Consider the following 21,327-nt stretch of genomic DNA (forward strand, 5'->3'; position numbering starts at 1 on the left):
CCGGCGCAGCGCGCGGGGGCGCCGGGGCCACTGGCCGGCCGGCTTCAATTCAAGCCCAGCTTGAGCATCCGGTAGCGCAACTGACGCAGGGTCAGGCCCAACCGCGCGGCGGCGGCGGTGCGGTTGTAGCGGGTGGCTTCCAGCGCGGCCACGATGCGGTCGCGCTCGACGCCGTCCAGTTCGGCGTCCAGGTCATCGCCGCCGGCGCCGCCCTCCGGCGGGTACTCGCAGGCGGCCGGCAGGTGCAGGTCGGCGCGGTCGATCTGCGGCCCCTCGCACAGCGCGGCGGCGCGCTCGAGGATGTTTTCCAGCTCGCGCACGTTGCCCGGGAAGGCATAGCCCTGCAGCGCCGTCAGGGCCGCGGGCGTCAGCGCCAGCCGCTCGCCGCCGGCCATGCGCGCCAGCAGATCGGCCGCCAGCGCCGGGATGTCCTGCGCCCGGTCGCGCAGCGGCGGCACGGTGACTTCGATGACGTTGATGCGGTAGTAGAAATCCTGGCGTATGCGCCCGTCGCGCACCAGGGCGGCCAGATCCTCGTGCGTGGCGCTCAGCACGCGCGTGTCGACCGGTATTTCCTGACGCGCACCGACCGGGCGCACGGCCCGCTCCTGCAGCGCCCGCAGCAGCTTGACCTGCATGGCCGGCGGCACGGCACCGATTTCGTCCAGGAACAGCGTGCCGCCGGCGGCGGTCTGGAACAGGCCCTCGCGGTCGGCGCTGGCGCCGGTGAAGCTGCCCTTGACGTGCCCGAACAGCTCGCTTTCGAGCAGATGCTCAGGAATGGCGCCGCAGTTGACCGGCACGAACGGTCCGCCGGCGCGCGCGCCCTGGGCGTGGATCAGGCGCGCCACGCGCTCCTTGCCGACACCGGACTCGCCACGGATGAACACCGGCGCCTGGCTGCGTGCGAGCTTGGCGACCATGACCCGCAGCGCCTGCATGGCCGGCGAATCGCCGATCAGGGTTGGCACGCTGCCGGGCTCGGCGCGTACCCGCGACAGCCGCAGCGCCTGATCGATCAGGCCCCGCAGGCCCTGCACGTTGACCGGCTTGTTGACGAAATCGAAGGCGCCGGCCTTCATCGCCGCCACCGCCGCGCCGACGTCGCCGTGGGCGGTGATCATGGCCACCGGCAGTTGCGGCTGCGTGCGCTGGATGTGCTCGATCAACTCGAGGCCACTGCCGTCGGGCAGGCGCAGGTCGCACAGGCACAGGCGGTAGCTGGCGTCGCTCAGGGCCTGCCTGGCGGCGGCCAGGGTGCCGGCGCTGTGGCTTTGCAGGCCCATGCCGCGCAGGGTGATGGCCAGCAGCTCGCACAGGTCCGGCTCGTCATCGACGATCAGCACCCGCGGCGCGTCTTCGGGAAGGGTGTTCATATCAGCTGCCGGCGCCGGCGGTCCGCCAGCACGATGCGAAAGCCTGCCCCGCCGGCCGCCGGCGTGTAGTACTCGATGCGCGCCTGGTTGGCGGTGCACAGCTCGCGCGCCATGAACAGACCAAGCCCGGTGCCATCGGCGCGGCTGGTGTGGAACGGCTCGAACAATCGGTCACGCTCGGCCAGCGGCACGCCCGGGCCGCGGTCCTCGACCTCGATCAGCGGCCGGTCGCGCGATGCCGACTGGCGGGCGCGCACGCTTACCCGCGGATGGGCGGCGCGTGCCGCATGGCGAAGGCCGTTGTCCAGCAGGTTCTCGATCACCTGTTGCAGCTGCCCCGGCGCGCCGCGCGTCACCATGTCCGACTCGACACTCAGTGCAATGGCGCTGCGCGGCACCTCGTGGCTGGCGCAGTAGGCATCGATGACCTGCCCCAGCCAGGGCCCGAGCTCCAGCAACTCGGTCTCCACCCGCTGCGGCCGGCCGAGCGCCAGCACCTCCTCGATGATGCGGTTCACACGCTCGCTCTGGCGCAACAGGATGGACACCAGCGGCTGCTGATCGGCGCCCAGGCGGGCGTCCTCGCCCAGCAGCTGGGCCGCGTGGCTGATGGCGCCCAGCGGGTTTCGCACCTGATGGGCGATGCTGGCCACCAGGCGACCGAGCGCGGCCAGCTTCAGCAGCTGCGCCTGCTGGTTCAGGGTCGCCGTATCGTCCAGGAAGATCAGCACATCGGCGGACTGACCGCTGCCAAGCGATGCGAAGCGCGGCACCCAGGCATCGGCGGGGCTGCCGGGCGGGGGCTCCTGGCCACCCCGCCACAGGGTCAGTGCCCGATCCAGCTGCGGCGCCACTTCCGGCAGCCGGCTGGCGGGGCCGATGCGGCGTCCGAGCAGGCGCGCCGCCGAGCCGTTGGCGAGACGGATGCGCTGCGCCGCGTCGATGACCAGGACCCCGGTCTGCATGCGCTGGATGATCTCGTCGTTCAGGCGCACCAGCGCCAGCGCCTCGGCCCGCCGATCGCTGGCCAGCAGGGTGCTGCGCCGCACCCGACGCGCCATCTCGAAAGCCAGCACGGCGGCCGCGAAACAGGTGGCGCCCAGCAGGCCGGCCTGGGTGTAGGTCGGCGCCAGGTCGAGCACATTGACCCGGTACAGGCTCTCGCCGAGCACCGCCAGGGCGGCCAGGGCGGCATACAGAAAGGCCAGCCGGCCGGACACCAGCAGGCCGCCACCGGCCACCACCACCACCAGCAGGATGCCAAGCCCGCTGGCAAGCCCGCCGCTGGCGTGGGTGAGCACGGTGATGGCCGCAACATCGGCCGCGACCAGCAGAGTGACTTGCAGATTGAAGCGCGGCCAGCGCAGCGCGAGCGCCACCAGGCCCAGCACGGCGCCGGTCAGGTAGGCCACAGCGGCCAGGCGATACAGGTGCGGCTCGGCGCTGCCCAGCGGCTTCAACGGCGGCTGCAGCAGACTCAGGCCCAGCAGCATCCCGGCGCTGCCAAGCCGCAGCAGGTTGAACCAGAACAGCGGACGCCAGGTGAGCCGATCCTGCGGATCCTCCCCCGCCAGTCCGACCAGCGCACTGCTGGGACCCTCGCCCGAAAAATCCACGAAGGGGCGTTCGGCAGCCGCTTCGGAGTCGCCGCCGGCCCGCGCCCGACGGTGCCGGGATCCGCGTGCCGGCGCCGGCCCGGGGCGCTGGCGCGTGCCCTCAGCCACCGCCGACGGCAGCCCGCCAGCGCGCCTGCAGCCAGTCGCGCATCAGCCAGCGCAGGCCGTCGTGAGCGGCAAAGGTGCGCACCCATTCGCGCCCGCGCACGAACTGCCGGTGACGGGCGCAGCAGCCGTGGGCATCCGCCCGGCCCAGCCAGACGGTGCCGACCGGCTTCTGGTCCGTGCCGCCGTCCGGGCCGGCAATGCCGGTGATCGACAGGCCGATGTCGGCGCCGAAGCGCTCGCGCACGCCACGCGCCATCTGCTGCGCCACCGGCTCGCTGACCGCGCCGTGCTCGGCCAGCGTGGCCGCATCCACACCCAGCAGGTCGTGCTTGGCGCTGTTGGCGTAACTGACCACGCCGCCCAGGAAATAGGCCGATGCGCCCGGCAGATCGGTGATGATCTTGCCGACCAGGCCGCCGGTGCAGGACTCGGCCACGGCGAAGGTCTGGCCGGTTTCGGTCAGATAGCGCGCGAACAGCTCGGGCGTGCTCAAGGCGCTGAAATCGAGCAGGTAGTCGGCGAAATTCTCCAGCGCGAAGGCGCGCAGGCTGCGGATCTGCGCCTCGCTGGCGTCGTACAGCTTCAGTTCCAGTTCCGGGAAGATGGCCCGGTAGCCGAGCTCGATGTTCTGGTCGGCCCACGGCCGCATGGCCGCGGCCAGACTGGACTCGCCGATACCCAGAAAACGCATGAAGCTGTGCGATGCCTTGCGCGCCTGCGGCAGGCTGGCCAGGAAGGTGCGCAGCATGGGCTGCATCTCGCGCGGCGGCCCGGGCAGAGCGACGATGCGCCGTTCGCCGTCGGCCAGCGAGAGGCTCGCCACGAAGCCCGGCGCGGTGCCGTTGGGATTGGCCAGAATCTGCGCCCCGGCCGGGAACATCGCCTGCTTGCGGTTGTTCTCGGTCAGCGGGATGCCGAACTCGGCGAAGCGGCGCTCCACGTGCTGCCAGCTTGGCAGATCGAACTGCAGCGGCACCTGCGCCAGCTGCGCCACCACCTCGGCGGTCAGGTCGTCCTCGGTCGGCCCCAGGCCGCCGGTCATGAACACCCAGCCGGCGCGGTCCAGTGCCGTGCGCAGGACAAAATCCAGATCCGCGCGCCGGTCTCCGGCCGTGAGCATGAGCTGAATCTCAAAGCCAGCCTCCCCCAGCTGGCGCGCCAGCTCGGCACTGTTGCTGTCGATCAGTTCACCCCGCAGCACCTCCTCGCCGGTACTGACGATGCAGGCGGTCAGTCTGGGAATACTCACGCTGGACGCTCGCGGGTGAAGGGCCGGACAACGCCGGGCAGTATGCCGTGCGCCTTCGCGCGCCGTAAACTTCGCGCCCCGCCGCCCGCCCCCACGCCATGCCCGCCGTTTTTCTGCTCGGTCCGACCGCCTCCGGCAAGTCGGCGCTGGCGCTGGCCATCGCCGGCCGCCTGCCGTGCGAGATCGTCAGCGTGGACTCCGGCCAGGTGTATCGGGGCATGGACATCGGCACCGCCAAGCCCGACGCCGCCACGCGCGCCGCCGTGCCGCACCACCTGATCGACATCCGCGATCCGGACCAGCCCTACTCGGCGGGCGAATTTCGCGACGACGCGCTGCGCCTGATCGCGCAGATCGAGGCCCGCGGCCACGTGCCGCTGCTGGTCGGCGGCACCTTCCTGTACTTTCGCGCACTGGAACGGGGCCTGGCGACGCTGCCGGCCGCCGATCCGCAGCTCAGGCTGGCGCTCGAGGACGAAGCCGCCGCGCGCGGCTGGCCGGCGTTGCACGCGGAGCTGGCCGGCGTCGATCCGACAGCGGCGGCGCGCATCGCCCCGGCCGATCGCCAGCGCATCAGTCGCGGCCTGGAGGTGTACCGTCTCACCGGCCGGCCGCTCAGTGCCTGGCAGGCGCAGGCCGCGACGATCGCAAGCCCGCCTGCACTGCGCCTGATCCTGGCGCCGCCGGCCCGGGCCACGCTGTACGCGGCCGTCGATGCGCGCCTCGAGGCCATGCTCGCCGCCGGCCTGCAGGACGAGGTCGCGCGCTTGCGGGCGGCCGGCTACAGCCGCGATCTGCCGGCCCTGCGGGCGGTCGGCTACCGCCAGATGTGGAGCCATCTGGCCGGTGAAATCGATTACCCGACCCTGGTCGAAGCCGCCAAGACCGCCAGCCGCCAGTACGCCAAGCGCCAGCTGACCTGGCTGCGCGGCGACCCGCACGGGCACTGGCTGAACCCGGCGGGCCGCGGCGTGCTCGACCGGGTCTGTGCCCTGATCGGCAAGGGCGCCGCCTGAGCGGCGAACGCGCGCATCGCGGCGCGGTCGAATCGACGGTCGCCGGCCACCTTGAACCGGCGGCGGCGGGCACCCATATTGCTACACTGACGATGCGGGCCAGCCGCCATGGCCTGTTCACACGCGAGGACTACACAAATGAAAAAATCCCAGGGCCTGCAGGATCCGTTCCTGAACCAGCTGCGCAAGGAGCACATTCCGGTCTCCATCTTCCTGGTCAACGGCATCAAGCTGCAGGGCCATGTCGAGGCCTTCGACCAGTACGTCGTGGTGCTCAAGAACGCCGTATCGCAGATGATCTACAAGCACGCCATCTCGACCGTGGTGCCAGGGCGGCCGGTGCGCGTTCCGACCGTGGTCGAGGGTGAGGAAGCGGTCACCCAGGAGGCAAGCGATTCTTAAGCTGACCACCGACCCCGCCGCGCCCGCCCTGCCCACCCCGGCAGGTGCGAACGGGGCAACGGCGGCGCCCGCGCAGCGGGTCATCGTGGTGGCGGTCGAACTGCCCGGCGCCGACATCCCGCTCGAGGACGACCTGGCCGAGGCGCTGGAACTGACACGCGCCGCCGGCGGCCAGGTGGTGGGCACCCTCACCTGCCGGCGCGCGCAGGTCGACCCGGCGCTGTTCATCGGCAGCGGCAAGGCGGCCGAACTGGCGCTGCTGGTGGCCGACACCTGCGCCGAACTGGTCATCTTCAATCACCCACTCAGCCCGTCGCAGGAGCGCAACCTGGAGCGCCTGCTCAAGTGCCAGGTGGTGGACCGCATCGGCCTGATCCTGGACATCTTCGCCCGCCGCGCGCGCTCGCACGAGGGCAAGCTGCAGGTCGAACTGGCGCAGCTGCGCCATTTGTCCACCCGCCTGGTGCGCGGCTGGACCCACCTCGAGCGCCAGAAAGGCGGCATCGGCCTGCGCGGTCCCGGCGAGAGCCAGCTGGAAACCGACCGTCGCCTGCTGCGCGCGCGCCTGCGCCAGCTCGAAACGCGCCTGGAACGCTTGGTCGGCCAGCGCATCAACAGCCGCCGTCAGCGCACGCGCAGCGAAACACCCACGGTGGCGCTGGTCGGTTACACCAACAGCGGCAAGTCGACGCTGTTCAACGCGCTGACGGCGGCCGACGTGTTCGCCGCCGACCTGCTGTTCGCCACGCTCGACTCCACCCTGCGCCGCCTGGAACTGCCGGACTGCGAGCCGCTGGTGCTGGTCGACACGGTCGGCTTCGTGCGCCGCCTGCCGCACGACCTGGTGGCGGCGTTTCGGTCCACGCTGGAAGAGGTCCGCAGCGCCAGCCTGCTGCTGCACGTGGTGGACGCCTCCCGCGACGACCAGCGCCAGCTGATGCTGCAGCAGGTCAACGGCGTGTTGCAGGACATCGGCGCCGGTGACATCCCGCAGATCGAGGTCATGAACAAGATCGATCTGACCGCCCGCGGGCCGCTGCGCAGCGGCGGCGAGCTGGGCGGCCCCGAGCGGGTGTGGCTGTCGGCACGCAGCGGCGCGGGTCTGGATCTGCTGCGGGACGCCATCGGCGAGCGCTTTGCGGACGGCATCTCGCACCAGAGCCTGCACCTGCCCCGTTGCGACGGGCGCCTGCGCGCGCAGGTGTTTCGCCTGGCGCAGGTGCGGCACGAGCAGTTCGACGCCGACGGCGGCTGGCAGGTGGAGTTCGACATCCGCCGCCGCGAACTGGGGCAGCTGACGCCACTGCTGGTCGCCGCCGAGGCCCTGCCGGCCAGCGCGCGACCTGTGGAACAATAAGCGCCCCCAACGCCGGCCCCCCGGCACTCAGGAGAAATTGATGGCCTGGAACGAACCGGGCGGGTCCGGCAATCGCGACCCGTGGGGTCGGCGTGCCGACGCTGGACCGCCGGACCTGGACGAGGTATTTCGCCGTCTTCGCAAGCGCTTCGGCGGCAGTTCCGACTCCGGAAACAACGCCGCCGGTGGACCGCCGCCGGCCCTGTGGGGCGGACTGCTGGGCCTGTTGGTGGCCCTGTGGCTGGCCTCCGGCTTCTACATGGTCCGCGAGGGCGAGCGCGGCGTGGTGCTGCGCTTCGGCAAATTCGCCAGTACCTCCACACCCGGTTTGCGCTGGCACCTGCCGTATCCGGTCGAGCGCGTGCTGCGTGTGAACATCGGCGAGATCCGCACCGCCGAGGTCGGCTACCGCAGCCAGGCGCGCAGCCGCGCCGAAGCCGACGTGACGCAGGATTCGCAGATGCTGACCGCCGACGAGAACATCGTCGACGTGAAGCTGGCCGTGCAATACCGCGTCAAGGACGCCGCCGACTACGTGTTCAAGGTGCGCGACCCGGACCTGACCGTGCAGCAGGTCGCCGAGTCGGCGATCCGCGAGGTGGTCGGCAAGAGCCGCATGGAGTTCATCCTGACCGAAGGCCGCGACGCGGTCACCCAGCAGGCCGCCCTGCTGCTGCAGGACACCCTCGACCGCTACCAGACGGGCATTGAAGTGACCTCGGTCAACATGCAGGACGCGCAGCCGCCGGAGCCGGTGCAGGCGGCCTTCTTCGATGCCGTCAAGGCACGCGAGGACGAGCAGCGCCTGATCAACGAGGCCCAGGCCTATCGCAATGAAGTCGTCCCGCGGGCGCGCGGCGAGGTGGCGCGCATCATCGCCGACGCCGAGGCCTACCAGGGCCAGATCATCGCCCGCGCCGAGGGCGACACGGCGCGCTTCGGCCAGATCGCCGAGCAGTACCGGGCGGCGCCGGTGGTGACCCGCCAGCGCCTGTATCTGGAGACCATGGAACAGGTGCTCTCGCGCACGCCCAAGGTGCTGATGAGCGGCGACGGCAGCAAGCTCACCGTGCTGCCGCTGGATCGACTGCTGTCGTCCGGCACCACCGAGCCGGCCGCGACCGCCCAGCAGGCGGCACCGACGCCGCCATCCATCAGCCTGCCGATACGACCGGCGCGCGAACGCACCGATTACGTCCGCGGCCGGGAGCCCCGCCCATGAGCAATCGTCTGCCGATCATCGGCGCCCTGATCCTGCTGGCGCTGGTGCTGATCAACGCCACCTTCTACACGGTCGACCAGCGCGAGCGGGTACTGCTGTTCCGCCTCGGCGAAGTCATCGCCGCCGACCTGCCGCCGGGCCTGAAGATGAAGACGCCCTTCATCAACAGCGTGGTCAAGTACGACGGTCGCATCCAGACACTCGACCGCGGCCCGGTGCGCTATCAGACCAGCGAACTCAAAAACGTGGTGGTCGATTCCTTCGTCAAGTGGCGCATCGCCGACACCAAGCGCTTTTTCGTGTCGGTCGGTGCCGGCGACGTCAACACGCGCCTGGCGCAGATCGTCAACGACCTGTCGCGCAACGAATTCGGCAAGCGCACGGTGCAGGAGGCGGTCAGCGGCGACCGGGGCGAGATCATGGGCATCCTGCGTCAGCAGGCCAGCAACCGGGCCGCCGAATTCGGCGTCGAGGTGGTCGACGTGCGCATCAAGCGCGTGGACCTGCCGGTCGAAGTCAGCAGCTCGGTGTTCACGCGCATGGAGGCCGAGCGCAAGCGCGTGGCCGCCGAGCTGCGCGCCAAAGGCGCCGAAGAAGGCGAGCGTATCCGCGCCCAGACCGACAAGGAGCGCACGCTGCTGCTGGCACAGGCCGAGCGGGATGGCCAGCGCATTCGCGGCGAGGGCGACGCTACCGCGGCCGCCCGCTACGCAGCCGTCATCGGCACCGACACGGATTTCTACGACTTCTACCGCAGCCTCGAAGCCTACCGGAACAGCATCGGCACCAACCGTGACCTGCTGGTGCTGGACCCGGACAGCACGTTTTTCCGGCATTTCGACAACGCCCGCGCGGGCGCGCGCTGAGGCCGAGCGTGCACGATCTGGCGGCAGCCTTCTGCCTGGTGCTGGTGCTCGAGGGCGTGGTGCCCTTCCTGAGTCCGGCCATGCTGCGCCGCACGGCGGCCCTGACCAGCCAGATGCCGGACCGGGCGCTGCGCCTGGCCGGTCTGGGCAGCATGCTGGTCGGCCTGCTGCTGCTGCAGCTGGTGCGCTGAAGGGTCGCCGATGCGCTGGTTGTTGCCGCCCGGCATTGAGGATTTGCTGCCGCCGCAGGCGCAGGCGCTGGAAGGCGCACGGCGGCGCTTGCTGGACCTGTTCGCCGCCTGGGGCTACCGGCTGGTGATGCCGCCGCTGGTGGAATACGCCGACGCGCTGCTGACCGGCACCGGGGCGGATCTGGCGCAGCAGACCTTTCAGGTCACCGACCCGCTGTCCGGGCGGCTGCTGGCCATCCGCGCCGACATCACGCCGCAGGTGGCACGCATCGATGCCCGCGACAGCGACCCGGCGCCGGCCCGGCTGTGTTATCTGGGCTCGGTGCTGACGGCGCAGGAAGCCGCCCCCAGCGCCTGCCGCAACCCCATGCAGGTCGGCGCCGAGCTGTACGGTCACGGCGGCCCGGAGAGCGACGTCGAGGTGCTGCGCCTGATGCTGGCCACGCTGCGCAGCGCGGGCCATGACAGCACCCATGTGGACTTGGGCCACGTCGGCATCTTCGGCGGCCTGAGCCACGCCGCGGGTCTGGACACCGACGCCGAGCACACACTGTTCGAGCTGCTGCAGCGCAAGGCGCGGGCCGACATCGCCGACTTCGTGGCGGGCCTGGGCCTGGCACCGGCGATGCGGGACTGGTTCGTTCATCTGCCGCAGTGCTTTGGCCCCATCGAGCGGCTGCCGGCGCTGCGCGCCATGCTGCCCGGCGTGCCGGAGCCGGTGCTTGCAGCGCTGGACGAGCTCGAAACCATCAGCCACCTGCTGCTGCGTTTCGAGCCGCAGCTGCCGCTGTTCGTGGACCTGGCCGAGCTGCGCGGCTACCACTACCACACCGGCATCGTGTTCGCCGCCTACGGCGCCGGCTACGGCCAGGCCATGGCCTGGGGTGGCCGCTATGATGGCGTCGGCGGGGTCTTCGGCCGCGCCCGCCCGGCCACCGGCTTCAGTGCCGACCTGAAACGACTGCTGGGCGCGCCGGCACCGCAGGCTCTGCCGGTGCTGGCGCCCTGGTCCAGTGACCCCACACTCACGGAACTGGTCGAACGCCTGCGGGCGGACGGCCGAACCGTGGTCTATGAACTCCCCGGCAGCGACACTGGCCCGGTCGGCGCACGCATCGTGCAGCGCGACGGCGGCTGGGCGCTGCAAGACGCAGGATAGGCAGATGGCGAAGAACGTTGTCGTGATCGGCACCCAGTGGGGTGACGAGGGCAAGGGCAAGGTGGTCGACCTGCTGACCGAGCAGGCCGCCGCGGTGGTGCGCTTCCAGGGCGGCCACAACGCCGGCCACACGGTGGTGGTGGGCGGCGTCAAGACGGTGCTGCACCTGCTGCCGTCGGGCATCCTGCGCCCCGGCGTGCTGTGCCTGATCGGCAACGGCGTGGTGCTGGCGCCCGATGCGCTGCTCAAGGAGATTGCAGAGGTGGAAGCGGCCGGCGTCGACGTGCGCTCGCGCCTGCGCATCAGCCCGGCCTGCCCGCTGATCCTGCCCTGTCACGTGGCGCTCGACCAGGCGCGCGAGCTGGCGCTGGGCGCCGACAAGATCGGCACCACCGGCCGCGGCATCGGCCCGGCCTACGAGGACAAGGCGGCCCGCCGCGCGCTGCGCATGGGCGATCTGCTGCAGCCGGCGCGCTGCGAGGCCAAGCTGCGCGAGCTGCTGGACCTGTACAACTTCCTGCTGACGCAGCGTTTCGGCCAGCCGGCGCTGGAACTCAAGCCAATGCTCGAGCAGGCCCTGGCCTGGGGCGAGGCGCTGCGCGCGCTGGTGGCCGACGTGCCGGGCCTGCTGCACGAGCTGATGGCGGCCGGCAAGCCGGTCATGTTCGAGGGCGCGCAGGGCACGCTGCTGGACGTCGACCACGGCACCTACCCGTTCGTCACCTCATCCAACACCATCGCCGGCGCGGCCGCGGTCGGCGCCGGCGTCGGCCCGACCGCCATCGGTTACGTGCTTGGCATCACCAAGGCCTACACCACGCGCGTGGGCTCCGGCCCGTTCCCGACCGAGCTGTTCGACGAGGTCGGCCGGCACCTGGCAGATGTCGGCGCCGAGCGCGGCGCCACCACCGGCCGGCCGCGCCGCTGCGGCTGGTTCGATGCCGTGGCCATGCGCCGCAGCGTGCAGCTGAACGGCGTCAGCGGCCTGTGCATCACCAAGCTCGACGTGATGGACGGCCTGGACACGGTGAAGATCTGCGTCGACTACCGCGGCGGTTCAGGGCAGTTCGGCCTGTACGACGCCGACGCGCTGGCCGCCTGCGAGCCGGTCTACGAGGAATTGCCCGGCTGGCAGGGCGTCAGCGCCGCCAGCGGCTTCGATCAACTGCCGGCCAACGCGGTGCGCTACCTGCGCCGGCTGGAAGAACTGCTGGGCGTGCCGGTCGACATGGTGTCGACCGGCGCCGAGCGTTCGCGCACCATCGTGCTGCGCCATCCGTTCGATTGAGCGCCGCGCCGGCGCCAGAAACACAAAACCCGCCGAACGGCGGGTTTGTGGTGCGGGCTCAAGGCGCCCGCGGTGCGCACGGTTATGTTATGTCCGGCCGGCATGCACCATCCAGGATGGTGCCGAGAAGAGGACTTGAACCTCCACGGGGTTTCCCCCACTAGCACCTGAAGCTAGCGCGTCTACCAATTTCGCCATCTCGGCCGAGCTGCCCCGACCCCTGCGGGCCGAAGCGAGCGCGGCATTCTACCGGCCAGCGGCCGGCTGTCAACGAATCATTACCCATGACAAAACGAAGTTCACCCAAAGACCCCCACGGCAAACGCGAAGCGGCCCGCTACGAGCGCCCGATCGCCAGCCGCGAACTGATCCTGGACGTGCTGACCGCGGCCGGCAAACCGCTGCCGGCCGAGGCCATTGCACAGCAACTCACCATCACCGAGGACTGGGCCCTAGAGGCGCTGGCCAAGCGCCTGGGCGCCATGGTGCGCGACGGCCAGCTGCTGCTGGACCGCCGCGGCCGCTACGGCCCGGTACAGCGGATGGACCTGCTGCGCGGCCGGGTCAGCGCGCACAAGGACGGCTATGGCTTTTTCATCGCCGACGGCGAGCACGCGGACCTGTACCTGTCGCCGCGCGAGATGCGCGCCGTCATGGACGGCGACCGGGTGGTCGCCAGCGTCAGCGGCGTCGACGCCCGCGGTCGCTACGAGGGCAGCATCGTCGAGGTGCTGGAGCGGCGCCACCGGCGCGTGGTCGGTCGTTACCGGCGCGACGGCAAACTGGCCTGGCTGGTGCCGGACGACCGCCGCCTGGGCGGCGAGATCCTGGTCACGGACAGCGCCATCGGCAAGAAAGTGGGTGACGGTCAGATCGCGGTGGTCGAGATCAGCCACTACGCCGACCGCCAGCAACCGGCCCGCGGGCTGCTGGTCGAGCTGCTGGGCGAGCACCTGGCGCCGGGCATGGAAATCGACATCGCGCTGCGCAAGCACGACCTGCCCTGGCAATGGCCGGCGCCGGTCGAAGCCCAGGCGGCCGGTTTCAACGCCCGCGTGACGGCTGCCGACCGCCGCGGCCGCGAGGATTTCACGCACCTGCCGCTGATCACCATCGACGGCGAGGACGCGCGCGACTTCGACGACGCCGTGTACGCCGAACGCGACGGCCGCGGCTGGCGGCTGCTGGTGGCGATCGCCGACGTGAGCCACTACGTGCGCCCAGGTAGCGCCATCGACGTCGAAGCACACCTGCGCAGCACCTCCGTGTACTTCCCGCAGCGCGTCATCCCGATGCTGCCGGAGGTGTTGTCGAACGAGCTGTGCTCGCTCAAGCCCGAGGTCGAGCGCCTGGCGATGGTGTGCGACATGCGCATCAATGCCCGTGGCGAGGTAAAGGAATACCGCTTCGCCCGCGGCGTCATCCGCTCGCATGCCCGCACCACGTACACCGAGATCGCCGCTGTCATTGCCGGTGACGACACCCAGCGGGCGCGCTACCAGGCACTGGAGCCGCAGATCCAGACCCTGCACCGTCTGTACCGGGCCCTGGATGGCGAGCGCCAGCGGCGCGGCGCGGTGGAGTTCGAATCGTCCGAGGCGCGCATCGTCTACGGCCCGGACCGCAAGATCGACCGCATCGAGCCGGTCACGCGCAACGTCGCCCACTGCATGATCGAGGAGTGCATGATCGCCGCCAACCGCTGCGCGGCGAAATTCCTCAGCGAACGCGGACTGCCGGCCCTGTACCGCGTACACGACCGCCCGAACGCGGAAAAAGTCACGGCGCTGCGAAGTTTTCTGGCCGAGTTCGGCCTGCAACTGGGCGGCGGCGACGAGCCGGCGCCGGCCGACTACCGCGCCCTGACCGAACTGATCGCGCAGCGCCCGGACCGCTACCTGCTGCAAATTCCGGTCCTGCGCAGCTTCAAGCAGGCCATCTACGACGCCGAATGCCGCGGCCACTTCGGCCTGTCGCTGGAGGCTTATGCGCACTTCACCTCGCCCATCCGCCGCTACCCGGACCTGCTGGTGCATCGCGCCATCGTGCATGCGCTGCGCGGGCGCAAGGCCAGCTCCTACTACTACACGGCCGAGCAGATGGCGGCACTGGGCGAGCACTGCTCGATCACCGAGCGGCGCGCCGACGACGCCACGCGCGAGGTCATCGCCTGGCTCAAGTGCGAGTTCCTGCAGGATCGCGTCGGCGAGGTGATGAGCGGCCTGGTCAGCGGCGTGGCGGCCTTTGGCCTGTTCGTGACCCTGGACGGCGCCTACACGGAAGGCCTGGTGCACATCACCGCCCTACCGGAGGACTACTACCACTTCGATCCGCTGCACCACCACCTGACCGGCGAACGGCGGCGGCGCGTGTTCCGGCTCGGCGACCGTCTGCAGGTGCGGGTCATGCGGGTCGATCTGGACGAGCGCAAGATCGATCTGGACTATGTGGGGCGCGAGGGCGAGCACCTGAGCATGGCCGATAAAGAGGCGGAGCAAACGCCTGGCCAGCCGGCCGCCGCGCGCAGCGGCCGCCGGCGCCGGAAAAAATCATGAGCCCGCGTCACCTCGCCTACGGCCTGCACGCGGTGCGGGCCCTGTTGCAGCACGAGCCGGCGGCCATCGCGCGCCTGCTGGTCGCCGGCGGCGAGCGCGGCGGGCCGGGCGAGCTGGCGGCGCTCGCCGCCGCGCACGGCATCCCGGTCGAGCCACGCCCCACGGCCACGCTCGACCGCCTGACCGGGCACGCCACCCACCAGGGCGTGCTGGCGCTTTTGGCCAGCCCGCCGCAGCCGCTGGATGAGAACGCGCTCGAAGGCATCCTCGCGCAGGCCGAGCGGCCGCTGCTGCTGGTGCTGGACGAAGTGCAGGACCCGCGCAACCTGGGCGCCTGCCTGCGCAGCGCCGATGCCGCCGGCGCGGCGGCCGTGATCGCGCCGCGCCGCAACGCGGCCGGGCTTACCGCGGCGGCCATCAAAACCGCCGCCGGCGCCGCCAGCACGGTGCCGTTCGTGCAGGTCGGCAACCTGGCCCGCACGCTGCGCTTTCTGAAAGGCGCGGGCCTGCGCCTGTACGGCGCCGACGCCCGCGCCCACACCAGCCTCTACGACACCGACCTTGCCCCGCCCTGCGCGCTGCTGCTGGGCGGCGAAGGCCAGGGCCTGCGCCGGCTCACGCGCGAGCTGTGCGACGGCCTGCTCAGCATCCCGATGACCGGCGCGGTCGGCAGCCTCAACGTGTCGGTGGCGGCGGCGGTGTGCCTGTTCGAGGCCGTGCGTCAGCGGCGGTCTTGTCCTGGCGGACCCGCCTGAGTAGAATTGCCGCCCTTTTGCCGGCCGCGATAAAAACCACAGAGCGGCATCCTTGCCCGGATTCGTGCGATCCGGGCTGTCAGCCACAAGGAGTGTTCATGCGTCATTACGAAATCGTGCTCCTGGTCCACCCGGACCAGAGCGAGCAGGTGCCCGCCATGCTGGAGCGCTACCGCAGCGTGGTCGAGACCCGCGGCGGGGCGATTCACCGCCAGGAAGACTGGGGCCGCCGCCAGCTGGCCTACCCGATCGCCAAGGTGCACAAGGCGCACTACCTGCTGCTGAACATCGAGGCCAACGACGAGGCGATGCGCGAGCTGGCCAGCGCGTTCCGCTTCTCCGATGCGGTGCTGCGCAATCTGGTCATCAAGCGCGACGAGGCGGTCACCGAGCCTTCCGCCATCGCCATCGCTCGCGAGAGCGAGGAGCGTCGCGACCGACGCCCGCGTCGCGATGAGCGCGACGGGGAAGCCGTCGCCGCCGAGGGTGATGCCGAAGGCGAAGAAGCCGTCGCCGACGACACCGACGCCTGACCCCAGCCTGCACCAGGAACCGAACATGGCCCGTTATCTGCGCCGCAAGAAATTCTGCCGCTTCACTGCCGATCAGGTGAAAGAGATCGACTACAAGGATCTGGAAACCCTGAAGCAATACATTTCCGAGACCGGCAAGATCATCCCGACCCGCATCACCGGCACCAGCGCGCGCTACCAGCGCCAGCTGACGCGCGCCATCAAGCGCGCCCGTTTCCTGTCGCTGCTGCCATACAGCGACGCGCACTAGACCGGTGACCGGGGCGCCCGCCGCCGGCGATCGCCTGGCGACGCTGGCGGCCTGGCTGGCGACTGGTGGATGGTCGGCGGCGGCTCTGTTGGCGGCGCTGGCAGTCGGTCTGCTGGCCGCGCTGCTGCTGCCGGGCGCGGTGTTACTGCTGCCGCTGGCGCTGGCCTGCAACGTGGCCGGCATCAGCCTGCTGGCGCTCGAAGCCGGTCCGCAGGCCGCGCTGCGCAGCCTGCTGCTGATGATCCTGTTGCTGGCACCGCTGGTCCTTCTGGGCGGCGCCGGTCTGCTCGGGCCGGCCCTGCTGTTTGCCTGGTTGCCGGGCCTGGCCGCCGGCTTTGCGCTGCGATCCGCGCGCAGCCTGCCCTTGGCGCTGGTCGTGCTGACGGCGCTGGCGGTGACGGTGGTGCTGGTTGTGAACCAGACCGGCCTGCCGACCGGCGAGCCCGAAGGCCGCCAGGCGTTGGTCGATGCGCTGGTCAAGCTGAACCCGAGGCTACCGGCGGGCGAACTCGATGCAGCACTGGATCTGATGCTGCAACTGGCCGGCGGCCTGCTGGCGCTGGTGCTGCTGGGCGCGTGGACCGGCGGCCTGGCCCTGGGCCGCAGCCTGCAGGCGCGGCTGCGGCGGCCGGGCGCGTTCGCGCAGGAGTTTCGCGCGCTGCGCTTCGGGCGCGCGTACAGCCTGCTGGAGCTGACTGCGGTGGCGGCGGCCTTGGGGCTGCGCCTGGCCGCTGGCGGCCTGGCGGTGGAACTGGCGCTGGTGCTGGCGCTGCCGCTGTTGCTGCAGGGGCTGGCCCTGGTGCACGCGGAAACGGCGCGGCGCGGCTGGTGGCGCCGCCTGCCGTGGGCGGTGTACCTGATGCTGGTGCTGGCCACGCCGCAGATCGGGTCGCTGCTGGTGATACTGGGGCTGGTGGATAATTGGCTCGATTTCAGAAACCGCCCGCTGCGCTGAGCGCGGGCACCCGGGCAACGCCAAACGACGCGGCGCTGCCCGCGGGCCACGGATGGCCCGCCGCGAATCGGTCACGCAGGTGACCGATTCGGCGAAGGCGCGGCCGGTCCAGGACCGGCCGCGGCGTACGCTGAGAAATCCAGGATGGATTTATTCAGCGATTAACCTAGCAACAGCCTGGAGGCTGCGGTCATGCAAGTGATTCTGATGGAAAAAATTCGGCACCTGGGCAACGTCGGTGACCGGGTCGAGGTCAAGGGCGGCTATGGTCGCAACTACCTGCTGCCGACCGGCAAGGCCGTGTTCGCATCGCGTGACAACATCGCGCGCTTCGAGGAACAGCGGGCCGCCATCGAGAAAGCCGCCGCCGAAACCCTGGCCAAGGCGCAGGCCCGCGCCGCCGCCCTGCAGGATGTGACCGTGACCATCGCCCACAAGGCCGGTGACGGCGGCCGCCTGTTCGGGTCGGTCACCACGCGCGAGATCGCCACCGCGCTGACCGCCGCCGGGCATGCGGTGGACAAGCAGGAGCTGAACCTGCCCGAGGGCGCCATCCGCACCCTGGGCAGCTTCCCGCTGGACGTGAACCTGCACGCGGACCTGGTGGCGCGCGTCACCGTCGAGGTGGTGGCGGAGTAATCCCCTACCCGGCTCGCCCCATGGCCGACCCGGCCGCACTCAAGGTTCCGCCGCATTCCATCGAGGCCGAACAGTCGGTACTCGGTGGCCTGCTGCTGGAAGGCGCCGCCTGGGACCTGGTCTCGGACCGGCTGGTCGACGAGGACTTCTACCGCCAGGACCATCGCCTGATCTACCAGGCCATCCGGCGCGTCTACGACCAGGGCCGGCCGTGCGACCTGATCACGGTCGCCGAGTGCCTGGAACAGTCCGAAGAGCTCGAGCGCGCCGGCGGCATGGCCTATCTGGGCCTGCTGGCCGGCGGCGTAGCCAGCGCCGTCAACATCGCCGCCTATGCGGACATCGTGCGCGAGCGGGCCATCGCTCGGCACCTGATCAGCGTCGGCAGCAACATCGCCGACAGCGGCTTTCACCCGCAGGGCCGCCCGGTCGCCGAACTGCTCGACGCGGCCGAAAGCCAGGTATTCGAGATCGCCGAACGCGGCGCGCGCGCCCGCTCGGGCTTCTCCGCCATCAAGGATCTGCTGCCGACGGTAGTGGAGCGCCTGGACGCCCTGTACCGCTCCGGCGTTGCCATGACCGGCGTGTCCACCGGCTTCACGGACCTGGACCGCATGACCTCGGGCATGCACCCGGCCGAGATGATCATCGTCGCCGGCCGGCCGTCCATGGGCAAGACGTCCTTCGCCATGAACATCGTCGAGAGCGTGGCCATCCGGGCCCGCCAGCCGGTGGCCGTGTTCAGCATGGAAATGCCGGCCGAACAACTGGCACTGCGCATGATCTCCTCGCTGGGCCGGGTCGACGCCCACCGCGTGCGCACCGGCCAGCTGCACGACGACGACTGGCCGCGCGTGACCTCGGCCGTGACGCTGCTGGGCGAGTCCAACATTTTCATCGACGACACACCCTCGCTGTCGCCGATGGACCTGCGCGCCCGTGCCCGGCGCCTGAAACGCCAGCACGGCCTGGGCCTGATCGTGGTCGATTACCTGCAGCTGATGCAGGTGCCGGGCGCCAAGGACAACCGGGTGCTCGAAATCTCCGAGATTTCGCGCTCCCTCAAGGCCCTGGCCAAGGAATTGTCGGTGCCGGTGATCGCGCTGTCGCAGCTGAACCGCTCGCTCGAAACGCGGCCCAACAAGCGCCCGGTGATGTCGGACCTGCGCGAATCGGGCGCCATCGAGCAGGATGCCGACGTGATCCTGTTCATCTACCGCGACGAGGTGTACAACGAAGACAGCGCCGACAAGGGCAAGGCCGAGATCATCATCGCCAAGCAGCGCAACGGGCCGATCGGTCACCTGTTCCTGGCGTTCCTGGGCGCCTACACGCGCTTCGAGGATCTGGCGCAGGACTACGGCGGCTATGACTGACCCGGTCGAGCGCTGACCCCCATGGCGCGCGACCGCAGCCAGTACCGCTGCGCCGAGTGTGGCGCGAGCTTCGCCCAGTGGGCCGGGCAGTGCTCCACCTGCGGCGCCTGGAACAGCCTGGTCGAGCAGACCGCCGCGCCGGCCGTGCGCGGCGGCGTCAGACAGCCGGCCACCGGCTGGAGCGGCGAGCGCAGCGTGGTGCGCCTGCGCGAGGCGCGCGCCGGCGCACCGGCGCGCCTGGCCACCGGCTCATCGGAACTCGACCGCGTGCTCGGCGGCGGCCTGGTGCCCGGATCGGTGGTGCTGCTCGGCGGCGATCCTGGCATCGGCAAGTCCACACTGCTGCTGCAAACGCTGGCGCGCTTGGCCGATGCCGTCCCCGTGCTGTACGCCAGCGGCGAGGAATCCGCAGCCCAGATCGCCGCCCGCGCGCAGCGCCTGCAACTGGGCGACGCCGACCTGCCGCTGCTGATCGACGCGCGGCTGGAAGCGATCCTGGACGCCGCCGCCGACTGTCAGGTGCTGGTGGTGGACTCCATCCAGACGCTGATCTCGGAAACCGTGGCCTCGGCCGCCGGCTCCGTGTCGCAGGTACGCGAGTGCGCCGCCCGCCTGACGCGCATGGCCAAGACGCACGGCACCAGCGTGCTGATCGCCGGCCACGTCACCAAGGACGGCGCGCTGGCCGGCCCGCGCGTGCTCGAGCACATCGTCGACACGGTGCTCTATTTCGAGGGCGACAGCACCAGCCCCTACCGCATCGTGCGCGCCTTCAAGAACCGCTTCGGCTCGGTCAACGAGCTGGGCGTGTTCGCCATGACCGAAACCGGCCTGCGGGAAGTCAGCAACCCGTCCGCCATCTTCCTGACCCGGCACCCGCGCCCGGTGGCCGGCAGCGTGGTGATGGCGACGCTTGAAGGCACCCGCCCGCTGCTGCTGGAAGTGCAGGCGCTGGTCGAATCGAGCCCGCTGGGCACCCCGCGCCGGCTCACGCTGGGCATGGACGGCAGCCGCCTGGCCATGCTGCTGGCGGTGCTGCACCGGCACGCCGGCGTGGCGCTGTTCGACCAGGACGTGTACGTGAACCTGGTCGGCGGCATCAAGGTGACCGAAACGGCCACCGACCTGCCGGTGCTGCTGGCGGCCCTATCGAGCCTGCGCAACCGGCCGCTGCCCGCCGACCTGCTCAGCTTCGGCGAAGTGGGCCTGGCCGGCGAGGTGCGCCCCGTGCGCGGCGGCCAGGAGCGCCTCGGCGAAGCCGCCAAGCTCGGCTTCAAGCGCGCCGTGGTCGGCAAGCTGAACGCCCCGCGCAAGGCCATCCCCGGCCTCGAAGTGCTGGCGCTGGAGCACCTGGGCGAGATCGGGGACGTGTTCGCGCGGCTGGTGGATTAGGAAAACACCGAAATATCAGCGCATCGCTGGCGGGTCGGTTGGACCAGCAAGGCGCGCCGCCGTCGTCCGCGGCGTGGCCAGTCATGGATGACCGGGGCCTGCGTTATCTCAACGGTCCTGCTTGGCCTTTTTGACGGCCTTGGCCTCTTTCTTTTCCTTGACGGTCTTGGCCGGCTTTTTCTTCACTTCCTTTTTCTTGTCCATGCCTTTGCTCATGACGAAGTCCTCCGGTAGATGACGCCGCGCTGCGACAGCGCGGCAGCGGCAATCTAACAGGGCGGCGCCGCAAAGACACCGGCCGCTGCCTTGTTCCGGCAGTGACGGCCCGTGATACTGGCCCGCCGCATTCTTGGAAGCCCGACATGGAATTGCTGCACACCCTGCTCGACCTGTTCCTGCACCTGGACACGCATCTGGCCGAATTCACCGCCAACTACGGTGTGTGGGTGTATGCCTTGCTGGCACTGGTGGTGTTTTGCGAAACCGGGCTGGTGGTGACGCCGTTCCTGCCGGGGGACTCGCTGCTGTTCGTGGTCGGCACGCTGGCGGCCGGCGGCATGCTGGATTTCGGCACCGCGGCGGCAGTGCTGTTCGTCGCCGCGGTGGTCGGCGACAGCGTCAATTACGCCATCGGCCACGCCGTCGGCCCGCGGGTCTATGCGCGCCCGGATTCGCGCTGGCTGCGTCAGGAGCACCTGGCGCGCACGCGGGCGTTTTTCGAGCGCCACGGCGGCAAGACCATCGTGCTGGCGCGCTTCGTGCCCATCGTGCGCACCTTCGCACCGTTCGTGGCCGGCGTCGGCAGCATGCATTACCGGCGTTTTCTGGCCTACAACGTGTTCGGCGCGGCGGTATGGGTGCTGCTGTTCATGACCGCCGGGGTGGTATTCGGTCAGCTGCCGCTGGTCAAGAACAACCTGACGCTGATCGCGCTGGGCATCGTCGCCGTGTCGCTGCTGCCGGTGGCCGTGCATTGGCTGCAGGCACGCCGCACCGGAGTGGCTTGACAGGCATCATTCGGC

General features: G+C 70.4%; 20 protein-coding genes and 1 tRNA gene. 17 read left to right on the forward strand and 4 right to left on the reverse strand.

The genetic code is table 11. The features are described from left to right. Positions 1–44: 44 nt before the first annotated feature. The 3 genes from H5U26_RS05085 to H5U26_RS05095 all read right to left on the reverse strand — a co-directional run bounded on the left by H5U26_RS05085 (position 45) and on the right by H5U26_RS05095 (position 4,349). Positions 45–1,376, reverse strand: coding sequence for a sigma-54 dependent transcriptional regulator (locus H5U26_RS05085; RefSeq protein WP_290617307.1), 1,332 nt, complete (start codon positions 1,374–1,376; stop codon positions 45–47). Then, complete coding sequence (locus H5U26_RS05090) at positions 1,373–2,992, reverse strand: ATP-binding protein (protein ID WP_290617309.1); 1,620 nt, start codon at positions 2,990–2,992, stop codon at positions 1,373–1,375. Before H5U26_RS05090 ends, H5U26_RS05085 begins: the two co-directional genes overlap by 4 nt. Before the next feature lie 100 nt (positions 2,993–3,092). Further along, positions 3,093–4,349: a CinA family nicotinamide mononucleotide deamidase-related protein gene (locus H5U26_RS05095; RefSeq protein WP_290617311.1), complete on the reverse strand. Its 1,257-nt coding sequence runs from the start codon at positions 4,347–4,349 to the stop codon at positions 3,093–3,095. 98 nt (positions 4,350–4,447) lie between these two features. On the opposite strand from H5U26_RS05095, the gene miaA reads away from it, so the two are divergent. From miaA to H5U26_RS05135, 8 genes are all read left to right on the forward strand, one after another. Next, entirely contained in the window at positions 4,448–5,365 is a 918-nt protein-coding gene (gene miaA, locus H5U26_RS05100; protein ID WP_290617313.1) for a tRNA (adenosine(37)-N6)-dimethylallyltransferase MiaA, read from the forward strand. Positions 5,366–5,503: 138 nt separating this feature from the next. Beyond that, the gene (gene hfq / locus H5U26_RS05105) at positions 5,504–5,767 is read left to right on the forward strand and encodes an RNA chaperone Hfq (protein ID WP_290617315.1); all 264 of its coding nucleotides are present in this window, start codon (positions 5,504–5,506) and stop codon (positions 5,765–5,767) included. Between the two features lie 85 nt (positions 5,768–5,852). Next, entirely contained in the window at positions 5,853–7,124 is a 1,272-nt protein-coding gene (gene hflX / locus H5U26_RS05110) for a ribosome rescue GTPase HflX (protein ID WP_290617317.1), read from the forward strand. Positions 7,125–7,164: 40 nt separating this feature from the next. Further along, entirely contained in the window at positions 7,165–8,346 is a 1,182-nt protein-coding gene (hflK, locus tag H5U26_RS05115) for an FtsH protease activity modulator HflK (RefSeq protein WP_290617319.1), read from the forward strand. After that, a complete protein-coding gene (gene hflC, locus H5U26_RS05120; protein WP_290617321.1) occupies positions 8,343–9,212 on the forward strand; it encodes a protease modulator HflC in 870 nt (289 codons plus the stop codon). Before hflK ends, hflC begins: the two co-directional genes overlap by 4 nt. A gap of 8 nt (positions 9,213–9,220) precedes the next feature. Beyond that, entirely contained in the window at positions 9,221–9,403 is a 183-nt protein-coding gene (locus tag H5U26_RS05125; protein WP_236953317.1) for a DUF2065 family protein, read from the forward strand. Between the two features lie 10 nt (positions 9,404–9,413). Beyond that, complete coding sequence (locus H5U26_RS05130) at positions 9,414–10,562, forward strand: ATP phosphoribosyltransferase regulatory subunit (RefSeq protein ID WP_290617324.1); 1,149 nt, start codon at positions 9,414–9,416, stop codon at positions 10,560–10,562. A 4-nt stretch (positions 10,563–10,566) separates the two neighbouring features. Further along, positions 10,567–11,850, forward strand: a complete 1,284-nt coding sequence (locus tag H5U26_RS05135; RefSeq protein ID WP_290617326.1) for an adenylosuccinate synthase — start codon at positions 10,567–10,569, stop codon at positions 11,848–11,850. A 117-nt stretch (positions 11,851–11,967) separates the two neighbouring features. Here H5U26_RS05135 and H5U26_RS05140 read toward each other — a convergent pair. Continuing rightward, a tRNA-Leu gene (locus tag H5U26_RS05140) sits at positions 11,968–12,054 on the reverse strand. A gap of 80 nt (positions 12,055–12,134) precedes the next feature. Here H5U26_RS05140 and rnr point away from each other — a divergent pair. From rnr to H5U26_RS05185, 9 genes are all read left to right on the forward strand, one after another. After that, complete coding sequence (gene rnr, locus H5U26_RS05145; protein ID WP_290617328.1) at positions 12,135–14,405, forward strand: ribonuclease R; 2,271 nt, start codon at positions 12,135–12,137, stop codon at positions 14,403–14,405. Continuing rightward, positions 14,402–15,160: a 23S rRNA (guanosine(2251)-2'-O)-methyltransferase RlmB gene (rlmB, locus tag H5U26_RS05150; protein WP_290617330.1), complete on the forward strand. Its 759-nt coding sequence runs from the start codon at positions 14,402–14,404 to the stop codon at positions 15,158–15,160. Before rnr ends, rlmB begins: the two co-directional genes overlap by 4 nt. A gap of 98 nt (positions 15,161–15,258) precedes the next feature. After that, positions 15,259–15,693, forward strand: a complete 435-nt coding sequence (gene rpsF, locus H5U26_RS05155; RefSeq protein ID WP_290617333.1) for a 30S ribosomal protein S6 — start codon at positions 15,259–15,261, stop codon at positions 15,691–15,693. 25 nt (positions 15,694–15,718) lie between these two features. Beyond that, the gene (rpsR, locus tag H5U26_RS05160; RefSeq protein WP_290617335.1) at positions 15,719–15,943 is read left to right on the forward strand and encodes a 30S ribosomal protein S18; all 225 of its coding nucleotides are present in this window, start codon (positions 15,719–15,721) and stop codon (positions 15,941–15,943) included. A gap of 4 nt (positions 15,944–15,947) precedes the next feature. Continuing rightward, entirely contained in the window at positions 15,948–16,898 is a 951-nt protein-coding gene (locus H5U26_RS05165; protein WP_290617337.1) for a hypothetical protein, read from the forward strand. Between the two features lie 192 nt (positions 16,899–17,090). Then, positions 17,091–17,537, forward strand: coding sequence for a 50S ribosomal protein L9 (gene rplI / locus H5U26_RS05170; protein WP_290617338.1), 447 nt, complete (start codon positions 17,091–17,093; stop codon positions 17,535–17,537). A gap of 20 nt (positions 17,538–17,557) precedes the next feature. After that, entirely contained in the window at positions 17,558–18,913 is a 1,356-nt protein-coding gene (gene dnaB / locus H5U26_RS05175) for a replicative DNA helicase (RefSeq protein ID WP_290617340.1), read from the forward strand. Positions 18,914–18,934: 21 nt separating this feature from the next. Continuing rightward, a complete protein-coding gene (gene radA / locus H5U26_RS05180) occupies positions 18,935–20,305 on the forward strand; it encodes a DNA repair protein RadA (RefSeq protein WP_290617342.1) in 1,371 nt (456 codons plus the stop codon). Between the two features lie 362 nt (positions 20,306–20,667). Beyond that, a complete protein-coding gene (locus H5U26_RS05185) occupies positions 20,668–21,312 on the forward strand; it encodes a DedA family protein (RefSeq protein ID WP_290617344.1) in 645 nt (214 codons plus the stop codon). Positions 21,313–21,327 lie beyond the last annotated feature (15 nt).

The organism is Immundisolibacter sp., assembly GCF_014359565.1.
In the GTDB taxonomy this organism is placed as follows: Bacteria; Pseudomonadota; Gammaproteobacteria; order Immundisolibacterales; family Immundisolibacteraceae; genus Immundisolibacter.

Bases quoted from the DNA above. Each gene is read 5' to 3' on its own strand.
- H5U26_RS05085 (WP_290617307.1), bottom strand. From the start codon at position 1,376: ATGAACACCCTTCCCGAAGACGCGCCGCGGGTGCTGATCGTCGATGAC.
- miaA (WP_290617313.1), top strand. From the start codon at position 4,448: ATGCCCGCCGTTTTTCTGCTCGGTCCGACCGCCTCCGGCAAGTCGGCG.
- hfq (WP_290617315.1), top strand. From the start codon at position 5,504: ATGAAAAAATCCCAGGGCCTGCAGGATCCGTTCCTGAACCAGCTGCGC.
- hflK (WP_290617319.1), top strand. From the start codon at position 7,165: ATGGCCTGGAACGAACCGGGCGGGTCCGGCAATCGCGACCCGTGGGGT.
- hflC (WP_290617321.1), top strand. From the start codon at position 8,343: ATGAGCAATCGTCTGCCGATCATCGGCGCCCTGATCCTGCTGGCGCTG.
- H5U26_RS05130 (WP_290617324.1), top strand. From the start codon at position 9,414: ATGCGCTGGTTGTTGCCGCCCGGCATTGAGGATTTGCTGCCGCCGCAG.
- H5U26_RS05135 (WP_290617326.1), top strand. From the start codon at position 10,567: ATGGCGAAGAACGTTGTCGTGATCGGCACCCAGTGGGGTGACGAGGGC.
- rnr (WP_290617328.1), top strand. From the start codon at position 12,135: ATGACAAAACGAAGTTCACCCAAAGACCCCCACGGCAAACGCGAAGCG.
- rlmB (WP_290617330.1), top strand. From the start codon at position 14,402: ATGAGCCCGCGTCACCTCGCCTACGGCCTGCACGCGGTGCGGGCCCTG.
- rpsF (WP_290617333.1), top strand. From the start codon at position 15,259: ATGCGTCATTACGAAATCGTGCTCCTGGTCCACCCGGACCAGAGCGAG.
- rpsR (WP_290617335.1), top strand. From the start codon at position 15,719: ATGGCCCGTTATCTGCGCCGCAAGAAATTCTGCCGCTTCACTGCCGAT.
- rplI (WP_290617338.1), top strand. From the start codon at position 17,091: ATGCAAGTGATTCTGATGGAAAAAATTCGGCACCTGGGCAACGTCGGT.
- dnaB (WP_290617340.1), top strand. From the start codon at position 17,558: ATGGCCGACCCGGCCGCACTCAAGGTTCCGCCGCATTCCATCGAGGCC.
- radA (WP_290617342.1), top strand. From the start codon at position 18,935: ATGGCGCGCGACCGCAGCCAGTACCGCTGCGCCGAGTGTGGCGCGAGC.
- H5U26_RS05185 (WP_290617344.1), top strand. From the start codon at position 20,668: ATGGAATTGCTGCACACCCTGCTCGACCTGTTCCTGCACCTGGACACG.